The sequence below is a fragment of the Cupriavidus sp. 05T42 genome (assembly GCF_056396345.1).
In genome coordinates this window covers 281492-297607 of the sequence record NZ_JBFTLH010000001.1, presented here as the reverse complement: position 1 = coordinate 297607, position 16116 = coordinate 281492, and the positions used below count along the sequence as shown (strand labels likewise).

Below are 16116 nucleotides of genomic sequence, written 5' to 3'. Positions count from 1 at the left end.
TCCTTACTGCGCCTGGGCCTTGTCGTCGGCCTCGTTCGCCGCTTCGGGGCGCGGTGCCTTGGCCAGCGCGTTCAGCAGCGCGGGATCCTTGAGCACCTGTGCAACCAGGCCCTCGGCGCCGGACTTGCCGTCCATGTAGGTCTGGAGGTTGGCAAGCTGCGTGCGAGCCTCGAGCAGCTTGGCCAGGACATCGACCTTGCGGGCGATGGCAGCAGGCGAGAAGTCATCGATGCTCTCGAAGGTCATGTCCACCATCAACTGGCCCTGATCCGACAGCGTGTTCGCCACCGGGAAGGCTACACGCGGCTTCATCGCCTTCATGCGCTCGTCGAAGTTGTMGACATCGATGTTGAAGAACTTGCGGTCCGCCACTGGCGGCAGTGGATCCACCTGCGTGCCGGACAAATCGGCAAGCACGCCCATCACGAATGGCAACTCGATCTTCTTTTCCGAGCCGTAGATCTCGACGTCGTACTCGATCTGCACGCGCGGCGCGCGGTTCCTCGCAATGAACTTCTGTGAACTGTTGGATGCTGACATGGAATACTCCGTCGAATGCGTGATGATGTGGGACTTGCCGTGAGAACCGCGGCCCCCTTTCCGGCCACAGGGCCTGCGAGAAGCATGTTAGGTCTCGGGGCAGGCGCGGGATATAGGAAACGTTCGAAAGTTCCKAGTCTTGTCAGAAGTTTCTGAGCTAGCGTCAGCGCACCTCAATGAAGTACCAGGTGCCGGCCGTCACCGACCCCGGAGTTGTGGCTCCCGTCGCGTAGTACCGCGCAATGAATGAGAGCGACATCAACCCTGTCGAGGACATCGGAAACATCGGAGTCGTGGAGTCATCGCCTACCGCGATCGGCGTCCCGTCCGCCTTGAGCAGTTGCACCTGGACGTTCTGCGCGGTGCCACTGGATATCAGTCGCCCATCGATCTTCCTAAAGGTGACGAACGAGACTGCCACGGGCTCTTGGCCGCCCTCGCATACCAGGTTGATCGTGAACGCGGTGTCGCCCGCTGTGTCTCCGGCTTTTTTTAAAGCAGCGGTGGGGATGCTTGGCAGCGTGACGCTTTGCCGCACTGCCCCTGTGTGGCGGCAGGTTTGCGTAACGTACTTCCCCGTGAAATTCAACGCGACCGATGGTTTTGTGCCATCCGCGAAGGCAGGGAAACACAGCACGGTCAGGCTCGCAGCCAACGACGTCCGCAGCTTCCGTGGTGAGCACCTCAGCGTCTGCTGTGTGACGGGCAACTTCGCGTGCATCTTCATTCTCGGGGATCTCCACTCACATCGATTCCGCTTCAGCTCGCCGCTGCCACGCAGCGCAGTGTCAGGCGCGTGGCCGAGTCACCGCCCCCGCCCGCACCCGCGCCAGCAGGCATCTCGTACGGGAGGTCGCATGACTCGTTCGTCAATTCGCCCCACCGCGCACGCAGTGCGCCCCTGCCCGCCAGACCGCGCAGGAACGCCAAACCACCCTGACCCACGATCCCCATCGACTTTCCGTCGGCGGCGAACAAGGCGGTGCCCAGCGGCAGGGCCTTGCCGGCCGCGTCATGCATGGCCACCAGCGCCGCTTTGCCTGTGACGGTTGGCATCTTCACGAGCACAAGGGCGTTGAGGCGCGGTACGACCTCGTCACTGGAAGTCTCCAGTTCCACGTCATCCGGCAGGTCAGTCGGGTCGATCGCCACCCGGTTCACGCGGTAGGGCGTCAAGGACGGCAGCAAGGCATAGCCATTGCCGTCTATGCGCGCGCCTTGACCGTTGACAATCCGCCCGCCTTCCGCGCCCTTGGCTTCGACCAGTGCGGCAGCCTGGCCAAGCGGCGGCCCCAATGTGACGCCGCCAGCGTGCGCGACCATGCTGCCGTCCGCGTTCAGGCCGAACTGGCGGCCCTGGTTCCCGATGGAGGCGTTCGCGGCGTATGTGCCATAGCGCGAGCGATAGGTGGCGTTGCCACCGAGCAGATTCGTTTTGTCGCCAGCGCTCGATGTCCGTTGGGCGTTGATGCCGTACGAAATGGGCGCTTCCCCTGCAGTGGACCCATTGAGGCTGGTCTGGAAGGCGCTGTCGCCGTTGGTGTCCACTGTCAAATTCGTCGACACGGAATCGAACGGACCGCGATCCACCGCGGAGTTGCGGCCGAGGGAGATCGTCAGGTTCACGCCGAACAGGGTATGTCTGGCGCGGTTTTGGTCGAACGACTGCTGCGCGTAGATCGTGTATCCAACCCGGCCGCGTCCGCCGCTGAACCCAGCCTGATACTGGGTATCTCGTCCGCGACGGCCATCCCAGTAGTCCTGCGTGCTGCCTGAGAGATACACGGAGCCCATCGTGCCGAGCGGCTGATTGATGCTGAGCTGCAAGCGGTTGCGCGTGCGATAGCTCATCAGGTTGCCGGCGGGATTCCGCACGTTCCGCGCGTAGATGGCGTCGCGCAGGCTGTAGAAGCCATTTGTCGAATATCGATAGGCACCTAGCAAGACATTCGTATCAATGCCGGGAATGCGTTTGCTGTAGCTGACGCGCCAGCTGCTGCCCGTATGCGAACTGCTCGGTAGTTCCGTACGCGCCATCGTCACATCCGCTGAGACTGCCCCGATCGGCGTGTTGACGGCGAGGCCGAGCAAGCCTGAGTTGTAACCCTCGGAGCCCAGGACACCCGTATAGCCGGTCAGCATATTGTTCAGGCCGCGCTGGATGGTTGCTTGCACCACCCATGGCTCATCCTGAACGAGCTGGTCGCGGTACTGGCCTGCGGACACGTTGAACTTCGTGAAACCGGGGCGCAGCAGGTTAGGGACGGCGGCAAAGGGCACCAGAAAGGTCTGGCGCCGCCCATCCGCTTCTTCCACCGTAACGCGCAGATCTCCGCCGTAGCCGATCGCCGGTAGGTCGGCGAGTTCGAACGGCCCTGGCGGGACGCTCGTCTCGTAGAGAATGTCGTTGTTCTGGCGGACGATCACGCGCGCATTGCTTTCCGCCACGCCACGTACGATGGGCGCGTAGGCACGCATCGAGTCGGGCAGCATCCGGTCTTCACTGGATACCTGAACCCCCCGCACACTGAACGAATCGAAAACTTCACCGGTCGTGAAGCTGTCGCCGAGCGTCAGGCGGCTGCGCCAGGACGTAATGTCTCGCTCGACGTAGGTCGCCAGGTTATTCCAGCGCATGCCGCCCTGGCTGCTGTTCCAGTCAAGCGTGGAGCGCTGGCGAAAGCGCCATTGGCCCAGATTCAAGCCCAGTTGCAGGCCAAGATACGCACTGCTCATGTCGGCGCCAGATTGATTGGCGCTGTATGTACTGAAGTTGTACTGGAGAAGCCCCGCCTTGATGCCGGCGTCCCACAGGGCGGGGCTCACGTACCCGTATGGCGTCTGCACCATGCTCGCCTGGGGCACGGTGATACCGAGTTGCAGTTCCGCGATGTCGAGTTCGACCTGTGCGTCAGGCACAAGGTCCGTCAGTCGTATGCATTGGTCCACTTCGCTGAAGGCAGCGTCTTCTGCTGCGTGACGGGATTGGGCGCCGGCGTCGTCCGCGCTAGATCGAAGCGCCTTGTCAACATCGACGCCAAGACCGCGCAGCGCCGCGATGGTGAAGCAAGGCTCCGCCACGTCACTGTCTGCCACGGCGACAAACTGAACTTCGCGCTGCCCCTGCGAATTTCCATTGAGCGACAGATCCACGTCGTATACGCCGGGCGGCACGGGGTTGCCATTCGTGAAGCGGGAAATGCTCACGACCTGGCCGTTCAGGAACGCTGGATTGAACTGCACCGAGGCGAGCTTGGGCCGATGACGCCGCTTGCTTCGCTCCCGCGGTCCCGTCTTGAGCGTTTCAATTTCCTCGATCGGTACGCCACCTGGCTTCGATTGCACTGCTTCTGCATCCAGCCCGTAGCACACAAATGCGCCAAGGACCATCATCGTCCGTGCCAACGGACGCACAGCCAAACGATGCCTGGTGCTCATAGAAACATTTCGCCTTGCTTTGATGTGATCACGCCTACTCAGCGGCAGCATCAGCGGCTGACGGCGACTACGAGAAGCGCCCTGGGTTGCCTGCTGGCGTTACTGGACCGCGGCGACGTCTTCGACCGTCGCGCCGAAGTCGTTGATTAGGGAATAGGTGATTGCCGTACCGCTTGGTGGGGAGACATTGCGGTCCCCGACTTGGGAAAGCTCGACACTGCCAAATGGAGGGACCATCTGGGGCTGGTAGCTGATGTCGGCGGTGCCGGCTTTGGCCGACACGCTGTCGAGTGACACGTGGTAGCCGGTTGGATTCCCAACCCGCAGCACCTGCTTGCCTTCGGCATTGCGCGCGGCCGTCCAGGTCAACCCAGCACGCCCGGCGGATGGGTCGTCGCGCAACGCGGCAGGTCGATAGAAGAGCTTGATGCGCGTGCCAAACGCAAGCTGGAGCATGTTCCTGCTATCGGCATCCACCGGCTTGGGCGGAATTTCGAGGATGTTGAGCCAGTAGACCGTCTCACGGTCCGCGGGCATCGCCTTGCCCGTGAACTTCACCCGCAGCGTCTGGCCCTTGCCGCCTTCTGCACGGAATACCGGCGGCGTGATGATGAACGGTACGTCGAGCTTCTCAACTGGAACGGACGTATCGCCATCGTCGATCCATGCCTGCACCAGTACCGGCGTGTCCTCGACATTGTTGAGCCGCACGGAGACTTGGCGACTCTTTTCCGGGTAGATCACCCGGGTACCGGTAATGACAATCGCGGCTTGGGCCGGTATCGACACCAGTCCCACTGTGGCCGCAATCAGGAAGGAGAGCCATCGCCAGACATGCATCATTGATCTCCACGCGCTTGAGCGGCTGCCCCGCGAGCGGGCCAGCCAATCTGCCGCATGCCTTAGTTGTAAGCCAGGGTAAAGTTCGCAGTGGTCGAAACCATGCCCGCAGACGTTGCACCGGTCGCGTAGTAGCGGCCGCCGTAGTGCAGCGTTGCGGTACCGACGGCGTCTGCGGCCGTCCGCGCGACCTGAATGGGCTTGCCGCTGTCGCCCAGACGCAGCACCGCGCCGTCGTGATCGAGCAACTGCACTTCAACGTTGCCTGCGGGCGTGGCGGTGGCGAGATTGCGGGCGTTCCCGGTTTCAGGATTGAGGTTCGTGATCTCCCAGTGCGCAGATACGCTGTTCACCCCGACCGGGCAGTTCTCGACATTGATGCTGAACGGCCTCGAGCCGGCGGTATGACCCTTTGTTGTCAAGCTGGCAATCGAGATGGCTGGCAACGTCACGGTCTTGTTGCGATCACCGGCAGTGATCGAGCAGGTCTGCCCCGTCAGCCGGCCAGCGAAATTCACCTGACCCTGCGCGACAACGGCCTGCGCGACAGCGCTCGATGCGGCGCCCATCGCGAGCAATGCTGCGACGGCAACCTGGAGTACTTGCTTATTCATGAAACGTCCTTCCAATTGAGATGCGGATTCAGTCCTTCCGCTGTTGCTGCAAAACGGCGTTGACCAACCTCGGATCCCGCCTCACTTCACGACGAACGCATCGTACAAGCCGGCATTTCCGGCGCATATATGACTCGTACGAAAGTTCCTGTCAGTTCTGCGACATGACTTCCGCTTGCCGCGCGTGCAGGCAGAGCGCCGCCGCAGGAGCCAGCTCGGCATCGCCAATATCGACCTCGATATGCGTCAGCACGGATCGCGACGCGACCGATTCCAGCCAGAGCGCCGACAATCTCGGCAGGATGTGCTGGTCGATGAAACCGATCAGCGCACGCGCGCCCGTCTCCTGCACAAGGCAACGCCCGATCACGTAGTCGACCACCGCCTGGCTGTAGAGCACCGCGATGTCGTGATGGTCCTGCATGCGCTGCACGACGCGGTCGAGGTGCAGGCGGACGATGTTCGACAGCGACGCATGCGCCAGCGGGCGATACGGCACCACGGTCACGCGGCCCAGGAAGGCGGCCGGGAAGGCGCTCAGCAGCGCCGGCATCAGCGCGTCGCGCAGCGCATCGGGTTCGGGCACGTCAGAGGCATCGGCATGAAGATGCGAGATCAGTTCGGCGCCGACATTGCTTGTCAGCAGGATCGCCGTGTTCTTGAAGTCGATGTAGCGGCCATCGCCATCCTCCATGTATCCCTTGTCKAAAACCTGGAAGAACATTTCGTGGACGTCGCGATGCGCCTTCTCCACTTCATCAAGCAGGACCACCGCGTAAGGCCGCCGCCGCACCGCCTCGGTCAGCACGCCACCCTCGCCATAGCCGACATATCCAGGCGGCGCACCCTTGAGCCCGGAGACGGTGTGCGCCTCCTGGTACTCGCTCATATTGATCGTGATCAGGTTTTGCTCGCCGCCGTAGAGCGCTTCCGCCAGCGCCAGCGCCGTTTCGGTCTTGCCGACGCCGGACGGGCCCACCAGCAGGAACACGCCGAGCGGCTTGCCGGGGTCGGTCAGCCCGGCGCGTGCGGTCTGCACCCGTTCGCTGATCCGATGCAATGCGCTCTCCTGCCCCATCACCCGATTGGCGAGTGTGGCCGGGAGGGCCTGTACGGCGGCGACCTGGTTAGTCACCATGCGTCCGGCGGGGATGCCGGTCCAGTCGGAGACGACCTCGGCGACAATCGCCTCGTTGACCTCGGCAAACACGAGTGGCGCCTCGCCCTGGAGTGCTGCCATGGTTGCTTCGCGTTCGCGCAGCACCTCCATCGAAGGCAGCGGCTCCCACTCGCCATCGGTGCCTGCCTCCGCTTCCGCGCCGCGTTCGATCCGTTCGCGCGCGGACAGCAACGCCTGCGCGGCCTCCCGCTGTGCATCCCACCTTGCAGTAATGGCGGCTTCCTCGGTTTCCAATCCGCCAATGCGAGTCCGTACGTCGTCCAGATTCCCGTCGACTTCGAGCCCGATGCGCGCTTCGCTCTCCAGCAGGTCAAGTTCGGCGCGCGCAGCCAGCAACTGCTGCTGCACGTCCTGCAACTCCCGTGGTCGCGTTTGTTGGGAAAGACCAACCCGCGCACACGCCGTGTCGAGCAGGCTGATGGCCTTGTCGGGCAGTTGGCGGGACGGAATGTAGCGGTGCGACAACGCCACCGCGGCGCGGATCGCGGCATCGAGTACCACCACGCCGTGGTGCCGCGAGAACGTCTTCACCAGCCCGCGCACCATGTCGATGGCCGCCGGCTCCTGCGGCTCGTGGACCTGCAGCACCTGGAAACGCCGCGTCAGCGCTGGGTCTTTCTCGATATGGCGCTTGTACTCGGCCCACGTCGTCGCCCCAATCGTCCGGATCGTGCCGCGCGCGAGTGCCGGCTTGAGCAAGTTCGCGGCATCGCCAGTGCCAGCCTGCCCGCCCGCGCCGATCAGCGTGTGGATCTCGTCCACAAACAGGATCACGGTCCCGGCACTCGTCTCCGCCGCGGCCAGTACGCCTTTGAGGCGTGCCTCGAACTCGCCCTTCATGCTCGCGCCAGCCAGCAGTGCGCCCACATCCAGGCTCAGGACCCGCGCGTCGGCCAGCTTCGACGGCACATCAGCCCTAACGATGGCCAGCGCCAGCCCCTCCACGACAGCGGTCTTGCCGACACCGGCCTCGCCCGTCAACAGCGGATTGTTCTGCCGGCGGCGGACCAACACGTCGATCATCGTGCGGATCTCCAGTTCCCGCCCGATCACCGGATCCACCTCCCCGGCGCGCGCGCGGGCAGTCAGGTCCACGCAGTACTGCTCCAGGGGGGAGCCGGCCACCGAGGCGTCTCCGATGGCGCCGGACGCGACGCCAGGCATCGCCGCCGGGAAGTCGGAGCTTTCGTAGGCCGAGTCCCCTTCCTCTGGCGAGTCGATGATCCAGGCCGGCAGCATGGCATTCAGATCGGTCACACCGATCTTCGCGAACTCGGGGGAAATCGACAGCAGTACGCGCCGCAACTCCGGCGACTTCAGTAGCGCCGCCATGAGCCAGGCGCCGCGCACGCGCAGGTCACGGAACTCGAGTGTCGCAACCACCCACGCGCGCTCGATGGCGATGTCGATATGGTTCGAGAAATCGCTGATCGAGCTGGCGCCGGAAGGCAAGCCGGCGAGTGTTCGGACCAGATCCGCGTCGAGCTTCTCGCGGTCCACGCCGCCATGGCGGCAGATGCGGTGCATGTCACTGTCCGGCAGCGCGAGGATCTGGTGCAGCCAATGCGCCAGTTCGACGTAAGGGTTGCCGCGGAGCTTGCAAAACGTTGTGGCCGACTCGATGCCGCGAAACATCGTTTCGCCGAGCTTGCCGAACAGGGTCTTTCTGGATGGGGTCATGGTCTAACGGCAGATGCCGGGAAGGGAATGGGTCCGCCGATGGGCGGTGTTCAGGTCGAGGCGGGGGCGCCGTAGGGCGGCACGTCGCGCGCCAGCTCGTGCACGGTGACGTCGTCTGCATTGACGAATCTGGCGATGTAGCGGACCGGGGTGCCGTCGGCGCCGGACTGGAAGAGGAGTCGCCGGGACAGCCAGCCGTTGTGCTCGGCGAGGAGCTGCGGTAATCCCGTGGCGGGCTGGAGGTCGTCGTGGAGCGTTCCGCCATCCGCCGCGAGCACCGTGAACGCGATGTGCTTCAAGCCAGACAGGCTGTCGAGGTCGCCGAGATAGAGTTCGACGGCCACGTCATGGGAGCAGCGCAGGAGTGCGAGGTCAGTTTCAGGATGTGCCGCACCGGGCGAGGGAGGATCGCCACGCAACGCTTCCGGCGTGGCGGCGCGCCGATCGAAGCTGACGCCCACATAGGCCTCGTACTCAGCCAGTGTTCGTACTTGTCCGAATCCATACGGACCGAAATCGGTGCCCTCAGCGCTCGCGCCGTCCACGCCGAGCAGGGCGCGATTGCGCGCCTGTGAGAGTCTGTCACGCTCGAACCACGCAGTCTTCACCAGCCCAAGCGCCTGGTTCTCGGGCGTGTGGTCATCCCACATCTTGGCGCGATAGTCGCGCGTGTACTCATGCCAGGCGAGCACACGATGCGGGTGATACAGGTCATACCCATGGGTGAAGGCCCGCGCGGCAATCGAGATCTCCTCGCCGTGAAAAAAGTACTCGGGATCATGCTGGACAGTCGTCGAGAAATTCCCGTCGGCAAAGGCAAAGTGCGCGCTATAGAAGCGAGCCTTGAGCGGTTTGGTCTGCGCCTGCCAGTCCGGCATCCGGCGCGACGCCACAAGCAGCGCCCCGGCCGCGACGAAGCGGTCGAAAATGAGGGAGGTGGGATGCTGGCCGCGGCGCGACGGGTCATCGTCCGCCGGCTCGAAAGCTGGCAGATAGGCAGTCAGCACCGGTTTCTCGCTTTCATCGCGCAGCGACTCGAGCATGTCGATGGCCATCCTGTCCCATCCCTGGACGAAACGATGGTGAGAGTCGATCTGCAAGGTATAGGCTTCGCCGGCGTACTGCTGCTGGATCAGGTTCCGCGCCCAGCAGGCGCCCTGGCTTTCCATGGCGGGCACATCGATCAGTTCAACCGTCGCCTCCGCCAGCACAAGCCGATGCACGGTGAGCCCTTCATGCATCACCACTTGCCAATGCGAGAAGCCATGCGCGAAGAACTTGCCGATCATCTCGTCGAGGCCGTGCTGCCAGCACACCACCACGCGCAGGCGTTCCGGCCGCGACGCCTGCCTGATCAGGCTGTGCAAGGTCGGGATCAGTTGCGGATCCCGATAGCTCGCCACCTGCACGAAAATGCTCTCCTCCATCACGTTGCCGCCCTCACCGTCGCCTTCAGTTGACCGCCATGGTGAACACGGCAGTGGCATTGATCAGACCAGCGGTTGGCGTCTGCGTCCCGGTTCGCAGCACGGTGGCATCGAGGTTGTATGTGAAGAGCTTCGTGTTACCTGGCTTGTTGATGACGCTGGCGTTGTCGTTGGGCCTGAGCACGGTATCGCTATCGCGATCCTTGATCCGGATGCCGAGGTGCTGCGCGCCGGTATTCCTGAGCAGCGAATGATTTTCCGTGTCCGGGGTGCCGGTGAGCTTGGCCGTGATCGATCTGGGCGACGCGGGGCCGATGCATGTCACTTCAAAGTTGATCGGTCGTGTGGGCCCCGTTATCTGCGAGACACTGTTGGCACCAAATGTACCGAAATCGACATTTCGGCTGGGTGTACTTGGGCTGCAACTGGGCAACACGTTGATCCGCGTACTACCGTTGGATACCCGGATAACCGGCCCGCCCGAACCATCGCCGGCGACCGTGGCGATGTTCGCGGCGCTGAACGTCGACGAGGCGTCCATCTCTCCTGTCTTCACAAAATCGACCACCATCCGCAGCCCTGAACGGAAGCCCGGGAAGTACGGCTGATTGGGTTCCGCCGGCCCAAAGTTCACGATGAAGGGAAAGGTGCTGACTGTCCCCGAGCTTCGGACGTAGCTGAGGCGAATGCCGATCCCCTTGAGACCGGATTCCACCACCCCCGGAAAGGCGGTTTGCTGCTTCGCGCTCACGAATGCATAGCGAACCTGTCCGCCCGAGCGCCAATCGCAATTCAATAGCGCCGTGCTGCGTCCCAAGCTCTCGGACGCCCCGCTGCCGAACGTCTCGCCAACTGCAAGATCTGGCCTGACCTCAATCGCCGAGGGAAACGTCACATGGAAGCTGACTTCCCTCTGGATGACATCGATGTTCGGCAGTCCCTTTGCGGTCCACTCATCGATGTCCGCCTGTGTCACCTGACTACATGCCGCCATTGCGCCACCCGCCGGCAGCAGGAGCCCAAGCCCCAGCAACGCGGCGAAGCCCTTGGTATAGCCTTTCATCACAGTACCTGTCGAGATTGCGGGCGACACCGCCGGCTGACCGGCTTGTCGTCCGATGCGTTAATGGGAGTGCCCGTTGGGGCCATTTCAGTTGTCCACGGCGTCCCACTTCGACAGCAGGTCGAGGGGAATGCTTTGAGCGAGTTCGGAGAACCGCTTGCCGACCATGCGCTCCGCCTCGCGCAGCATCACGGTCACGGGGCTGCTTGGCTCGTTGTCTTCGAACCACTCCCGCACTTGCCGTATGGTGGCGAGTGCGGTCCATCGGTCCATTGCCGGGGCGGTGGGGACGGTGGTGGCGGTGGGTGCGGCGTGTGGCGGCGGCGTCGTGGCACGCGGAACGGGGTTGGGAAGGTCGGGCGCGCTCGCTCGCCCAGCCTGCATCTCAGCCACGGGTGCCGGCGGCTGTGCCGCTGGCGCGGGCTCGACCAGCCGATCGATCTCGCTGAATGGCTGCAGCAGTCGGGAAAGCGGGGCGAGGTTGGGCGCGTCGGCCTTCAGTCCGCTCGTGGCCCATGCAGCAATCTGCGCCAACCGGCCGTGGGCTTCGCCAAGCGCCAGCACGACCGCTTCGCCGCGTGCGGCCAGCTCCTTGAGCATGCGCGTCACGCTTTCGGGCGCCAGTGCGTCCTTCTGGCGCGGCATCGCCAGTGCTTTCTCGATATCGCGCAGCTGCAACTGCGCGCCGGCCGCCTTGGGTAGCGGAATCTCCCGCACATCGGCCAGCGCACCTTCCGCGTCCGCCAGCGCGGCGAGCGCATTGGCGAACGTGACGGGATCCCACTCGCCGTCGAAGTACGGTAACGGATGCAGACGGCTGCCATATCGTTCCAGCAGGGCCTGGAGGAAGACCATCCCATCGCGCAGACCTGCCGCGCCGCGCAGCCGCACGGCGGCGCGCAGCAGGATGATGGCCACGCGGAGATCCTTGGTTCGGGCCAGCAGCGCTTCGCACTCGCGCTCGGCCTCGGCCCAGTTGACCGACGCTGGCGTCTCGACGAAGTCACCGTATTGCACGGGCGCCGACGGCGCCACAGCGGCCTGTAGCATGATGAAGGCCGGATCGTATTCCAGGTCATCACCACAGGCGGCTGCGTCCGAAACCGGTTCGAGCAGGTCGTCGTAGCGCGACGTCGCGGCGGGTGCCAGGTTCTGCATTGTCATGGGGAGGTTCTCGGTCATGCCGCGTAGGCCTCCGGCTCGAAGACCATGCCGGACACGGGTTGCGCCGGGTCGCACTCGCCCAGCCAGATCGAGTGCCCAAGCCGCTGACGCCCGTCCACGTGCGGCGCTGGCACCTCTTCTGGCTTGATCAGCAACTGGATCTCCCAGTCGTACTCGTAGCCGATGAAGGCACGCACCCATTCGACCAGTGTGCGCAAGTCTTCGCCACGCGGCGCAAGCCGCTGGTAGTGGAGGAAGTCGAGCGGGCCGATCACAAGCCGGAACTTGTGCTGCCGGTCAGCAATCTGCTCGCCGAGCATCGCCGCCTCGCCCATGAAGGACGAAGCGCCCGGGAGCCCCAACCGGCAATGGCCGGACGCGTCGACGCGAATCCAGTGCGGCACGTACTCCTCGACCGCAATCGGCACATCGAAGTACTGCGACAGCGTGGCCGCGATGCCCTCAGGGTTCCGGGCCTCGCGCACAATGTGCGCCGACGCGCCGTAACGGGCGTGGGTAGGCAGGCAGCTCTGGCGCGCTTCGTCCTGATCCGTTCCCATCAGGCTGGCGACGTAGAACGAGAACCGCTCCTCGTCAGGCCGGTCGAGTGCGGCGGTGGACTGGCCCGCAGCCCAGGCGCGATAGAACAGCGACAGTGCGCGATGGTGGAACAGGTCGGCGAAGTGCTCGAGAGTCCGGTCCTGGAGCGCGACGGACCGGTGATACGCCAACTCGGTGACATGCAGCGGCAGCGGACCCTGCGGGCCCCAGATGCCCAGGCCGAATAGGCGGATGTCGAGCCGTCCGTGCCGCGTGTCGAGCGACGCGACTTCCCGTGGCGGGAAGGCGAGCACCGGGCGCTGGCCGATGCGGTAGGTCTCCTGAGACGGCAGGTCGGCAGACCCCGGCGCAGGACGGTTCCGGTCGCGCGCGGCAATCGCGCGCATCAGGCTCATGAAGCCCGACTTCCACGGACGGCCGTGGTCGAACCATGCGCGCAGGGCATCCGGCTGCAACGCCGCATTCGGGGACGCTTCCACGGCCCTATACCGCACCGCGACCTCCCATCCGGGGCGCCCAGCGCGTGATCAGGCCCCGCTGCATCGAGTGCAGTTCGGTTTCCGAAAAGACGTTGATCGCCACGTGGCGCGCGAGATAGTGCTCCAGGATCAGGCCGAACAGGTACGGGCTGGCGCCGGAGAAGCCGTTCTCGTCCACCGTCAGCTCGCAGCGTACGCCGCGCCCGTACACCAGCAGGCCATGGCCCGGCAGGCGGCTCACCACGGGTTGGGTCTTCGCGCCGACCAGACTCTCGACTTGCGCGATCTGCTCGCGCTCGCTGCTGGTCACGAAGAGGCGCAACATGTTGCGCAGCGCCTGCGCGCCTTCGCCATGATCGAGTTCCGACAGCGGCATGTAGTTGAAGCTGAGCTGGCGGATCAGCCGCCACGCGGCTTCGTCGCTCGCGTAGGGTGCGCGCGGAGCGCTCGGCGCATGGACGAGGCTGACGGCCTCGAGCGGCACCGCATCAGGCATGGTCAGATGGCCGCCCACGCCGCGCGGCATCAGGCGCGGCAGGTCGCGGTTAGTCACCCACGCCTCCACGGACAGGTAGCGGATATCGTCGGCATATGGCGCTTCGGCCTGGTCCACCAGCGACAGGAACACCTCCGTGCCGATATAGGCCGTGCGCGTGCCGTACTTGCGGGCATCGCCGGACAGCATGCGCTGCTCTCGCCGCACCGAGAAGTACCGGCCATAGTTGCCAAGGTCGCTGTGGAGGGTCTGGTACAGCGGATTGAACTGGATCTCCGTCGAGGTCTCCGCCCTCTGCCCAAACACGCGCGAGACCGAGTAGACCTCGTAGTCACGCGGACGTGCGCGATCGACCACTAGATGGAAATCCGTCAGGCTGCGGTCGACCTCCACACGGTCCGTGCGTCGGGGGAACAAGTTGACGATTGGCGTACAGAACAGCAGGAAGCGGCTGCCATCGACATGCACGCCCAGTTCGTCCGGCATACGGTCCAGCAGCAGCACGATCTCCGCTTCCTTGCCGTCCACGCGCGACAGGCCCTTCGCCAGATCCGTCAGCACGAAGAAGTAGAAGCGTTGCCGGCAAGAGAAGTATTCCTGGAGCAGGTTATGCCCGCTGAACTTGTTCCAGCGCAGCGGCAGCAGGCTCTGGTCCGGCTCGAAGCCTTCGAACGCGACCGGTGCCCTGGACACGACATGGCATCGCACATGATCGGTGACGCCCTCCGGCCGCACCACGGACGCGACCGCGCCCGCATGGATCAGCTCGAACAAGTGCGAAGCAATGCGTTCGTCGCCGTCGATATAGAGCGGAAGCCGATCCAGCCCCTTGATCTCGTTGAATCGAATGTCGCCAACCGTACGCAACCGCAGTCGCAGCGCGCCGCGCAACTGGCGGTGCCGGAGCAGATGCCCCGTTTCCGGGAGATCTGGCGGTACGGCGGTCAGCCGCGCATCGACGATCTCGATCGGCCAGAGCGTGACGTCCTGCCCGGTGCGGAACTCGCACGCAGTCTGCTMGCCGGGCGGGACTGCGGAGCGCATGACGCTATGGCGTGCCACCTTGAATCCCTGGCTGAACTCGCCCTCGCGCAGGCTCGGATGCAGCCGCGCCACCGCCATCGAAGGCGTGGGCGCCACGTAGTTCGGGTAGACGACTTCAAGCAGCCGCTGGGTGAAGCGCGGGAATTCCGCATCCAGTTTCAGGTGCGTGCGGGCGGACATGAAGCAGAACGCCTCGATCATCCGCTCGACATAGGGGTCGGCGACTTCGATGCCCTCCATGCCCAGCCGGCGCGCAATCTTCGGATGCTGTGCGGCGAACTCKCCTGCCGATTCGCGCAGGTAGGTCAGCTCGCGGTTGTAGTACTCGAGAAACTTCGGATCCATGTCAGCCTGCCGATCCCGGGGTATGGCCCGATTGGAGCGAGACCTTGCTCAGTTCCAGGTCGAACACGCTCTGGATGCGGAATTCGAGCGGATAGGGCGTCCACTGCATCAGCGCCTCGATTTCAAACATCATCTTGTTGTAGCGCCGTGCGGAAGTGTCGCGCAGCGGGCGTAGCCGTACCGTGTCCGGAATCAGCCGGGGCTCGAAGCGGGCGATCGCGGTACGCACCCGCTCCTCAAGCCGCTCCCAGGTCATTTCCGTGGCGAACCCGCCGGAGAGCGGCGGAATGCCGTAGTTGACGACCGAGTTCGCCACCTCGGGGTAGGCCTCGGCGTCGAGTTCCTCGTTCAGGTTGGTGGTATTCAGCAACAGGCCCAGATCGCGCTGGATGATGCGACGCATGCCGCGCTCGTCCGGGGCGTAGGCCTCGGCCGGCTCGCTGCGTTGCTGCGGGGCATCGTCCTGCAGGCGATCCAGCAGGGAGGGGAGGTACGCGTTGCGGAACCCGCCATCACGTGGTGGCATGGCGTTCTCCCGTGTCGTCGGACGTGTCGGCCGCGATATCCGGCATGGCGAGGCAGCTATCCATGCTCGATGCATGGTGCTCCTGGCGTGCCAGCAGCGCGAACTGGCCTGTGCGGCGTGTCTGTTGATGGCGGGCAGCGAAGAGTCTCAGGATCTCGTGCCGGGGCGGCGGCGAAAACAGTTGCTGCGCGCCGAAGCTGTCGAGGCTGTCCAGCACGCGGTCGATGCGGCGCGGCCCAAGCAGATCGTCGAACAGGCAGACGGCGGAGGTCGCCTTCGTATTCAGACGAAGCGGATCGGGGGGAAGCGGACCGGACGCGCACCCGGCTCCCAGGCGCTTGAGCCGCTTCGGCACCTGCCCAACGGACATCAGCGCCTCGCGGTACTCGACAGCAAGCTGCCCGAGCACGTCGGAGGCGTCGAGGTCGGCGAGTGGCAGGCTGGCGTCGGAAGCGTGCCGTACCAGCGCGGTATCCGGCAGCGGCGGCACATCCTGCGCGCCGCCCATGGCCAACGCGACCAAGTCGCTGTAATCGGAGGACATGGACACCGCGCCCTCCTCGCGTGCTGCATCTGTTTCGTTCATGGCGCCGTTCGAGGCTGGAAAGAGTTTTCCAGAGAACGAAGACTAGCAAGCCGGCGCCGGGCAATCTATTGAACTAGTCCGATTTTTCCAATGCGTTCGCGCGCCTTTCGACGCCACGCCAGTGACGCATGGG

At 64.4% G+C, this 16116-nt stretch carries 13 protein-coding genes; all 13 read right to left on the bottom strand.

Going from position 1 to position 16116, the window contains the following annotated elements; translation table 11 throughout:
* Positions 1 to 3: 3 nt before the first annotated feature.
* The gene (gene tssB / locus AC1EJR_RS01280) at positions 4 to 540 is read right to left on the bottom strand and encodes a type VI secretion system contractile sheath small subunit (RefSeq protein ID WP_477146827.1); all 537 of its coding nucleotides are present in this window, start codon (positions 538 to 540) and stop codon (positions 4 to 6) included.
* Between the two features lie 163 nt (positions 541 to 703).
* Positions 704 to 1267 carry a fimbrial protein gene (locus AC1EJR_RS01275; protein WP_092293796.1) on the bottom strand — a complete coding sequence of 188 codons (564 nt, stop codon included), beginning with the start codon at positions 1265 to 1267 and terminating at the stop codon, positions 704 to 706.
* Between the two features lie 32 nt (positions 1268 to 1299).
* Positions 1300 to 3978: a fimbria/pilus outer membrane usher protein gene (locus AC1EJR_RS01270; RefSeq protein ID WP_477105158.1), complete on the bottom strand. Its 2679-nt coding sequence runs from the start codon at positions 3976 to 3978 to the stop codon at positions 1300 to 1302.
* 99 nt (positions 3979 to 4077) lie between these two features.
* On the bottom strand, positions 4078 to 4821 hold the full coding sequence (locus AC1EJR_RS01265) for a fimbria/pilus periplasmic chaperone (RefSeq protein WP_477105159.1): 744 nt from the start codon (positions 4819 to 4821) through the stop codon (positions 4078 to 4080).
* A gap of 59 nt (positions 4822 to 4880) precedes the next feature.
* Positions 4881 to 5432 (bottom strand): fimbrial protein, encoded by a 552-nt coding sequence (locus AC1EJR_RS01260; RefSeq protein ID WP_092293800.1) that lies wholly within the window; start codon positions 5430 to 5432, stop codon positions 4881 to 4883.
* A 151-nt stretch (positions 5433 to 5583) separates the two neighbouring features.
* Positions 5584 to 8292: a type VI secretion system ATPase TssH gene (gene tssH / locus AC1EJR_RS01255; RefSeq protein WP_477146826.1), complete on the bottom strand. Its 2709-nt coding sequence runs from the start codon at positions 8290 to 8292 to the stop codon at positions 5584 to 5586.
* Between the two features lie 50 nt (positions 8293 to 8342).
* Positions 8343 to 9719, bottom strand: a complete 1377-nt coding sequence (locus tag AC1EJR_RS01250; protein WP_092293804.1) for a GlcNAc-transferase family protein — start codon at positions 9717 to 9719, stop codon at positions 8343 to 8345.
* 25 nt (positions 9720 to 9744) lie between these two features.
* Positions 9745 to 10782, bottom strand: coding sequence for a fimbrial protein (locus AC1EJR_RS01245; protein ID WP_092293806.1), 1038 nt, complete (start codon positions 10780 to 10782; stop codon positions 9745 to 9747).
* Positions 10783 to 10869: 87 nt separating this feature from the next.
* Positions 10870 to 11940: a type VI secretion system protein TssA gene (locus AC1EJR_RS01240; protein WP_477110509.1), complete on the bottom strand. Its 1071-nt coding sequence runs from the start codon at positions 11938 to 11940 to the stop codon at positions 10870 to 10872.
* A 20-nt stretch (positions 11941 to 11960) separates the two neighbouring features.
* Positions 11961 to 12986 (bottom strand): type VI secretion system baseplate subunit TssG, encoded by a 1026-nt coding sequence (tssG, locus tag AC1EJR_RS01235; RefSeq protein WP_255370782.1) that lies wholly within the window; start codon positions 12984 to 12986, stop codon positions 11961 to 11963.
* 4 nt (positions 12987 to 12990) lie between these two features.
* Positions 12991 to 14871, bottom strand: a complete 1881-nt coding sequence (gene tssF, locus AC1EJR_RS01230) for a type VI secretion system baseplate subunit TssF (protein ID WP_477146825.1) — start codon at positions 14869 to 14871, stop codon at positions 12991 to 12993.
* A 1-nt stretch (position 14872) separates the two neighbouring features.
* Positions 14873 to 15397, bottom strand: a complete 525-nt coding sequence (gene tssE, locus AC1EJR_RS01225; protein WP_092293810.1) for a type VI secretion system baseplate subunit TssE — start codon at positions 15395 to 15397, stop codon at positions 14873 to 14875.
* Positions 15384 to 15983, bottom strand: coding sequence for a TagK domain-containing protein (locus AC1EJR_RS01220; protein ID WP_092293812.1), 600 nt, complete (start codon positions 15981 to 15983; stop codon positions 15384 to 15386). The genes tssE and AC1EJR_RS01220 overlap by 14 nt, the downstream gene beginning before the upstream one ends.
* Positions 15984 to 16116 lie beyond the last annotated feature (133 nt).

Excerpts from the sequence above, each read along its gene's own strand:
- AC1EJR_RS01220 (WP_092293812.1), bottom strand. The coding sequence starts at position 15,983 with ATGAACGAAACAGATGCAGCACGCGAGGAGGGCGCGGTGTCCATGTCC.
- AC1EJR_RS01245 (WP_092293806.1), bottom strand. The coding sequence starts at position 10,782 with ATGAAAGGCTATACCAAGGGCTTCGCCGCGTTGCTGGGGCTTGGGCTC.
- AC1EJR_RS01240 (WP_477110509.1), bottom strand. The coding sequence starts at position 11,940 with ATGCAGAACCTGGCACCCGCCGCGACGTCGCGCTACGACGACCTGCTC.
- AC1EJR_RS01250 (WP_092293804.1), bottom strand. The coding sequence starts at position 9,719 with ATGGAGGAGAGCATTTTCGTGCAGGTGGCGAGCTATCGGGATCCGCAA.
- AC1EJR_RS01275 (WP_092293796.1), bottom strand. The coding sequence starts at position 1,267 with ATGAAGATGCACGCGAAGTTGCCCGTCACACAGCAGACGCTGAGGTGC.
- AC1EJR_RS01260 (WP_092293800.1), bottom strand. The coding sequence starts at position 5,432 with ATGAATAAGCAAGTACTCCAGGTTGCCGTCGCAGCATTGCTCGCGATG.
- AC1EJR_RS01265 (WP_477105159.1), bottom strand. The coding sequence starts at position 4,821 with ATGATGCATGTCTGGCGATGGCTCTCCTTCCTGATTGCGGCCACAGTG.
- AC1EJR_RS01270 (WP_477105158.1), bottom strand. The coding sequence starts at position 3,978 with ATGAGCACCAGGCATCGTTTGGCTGTGCGTCCGTTGGCACGGACGATG.
- tssE (WP_092293810.1), bottom strand. The coding sequence starts at position 15,397 with ATGCCACCACGTGATGGCGGGTTCCGCAACGCGTACCTCCCCTCCCTG.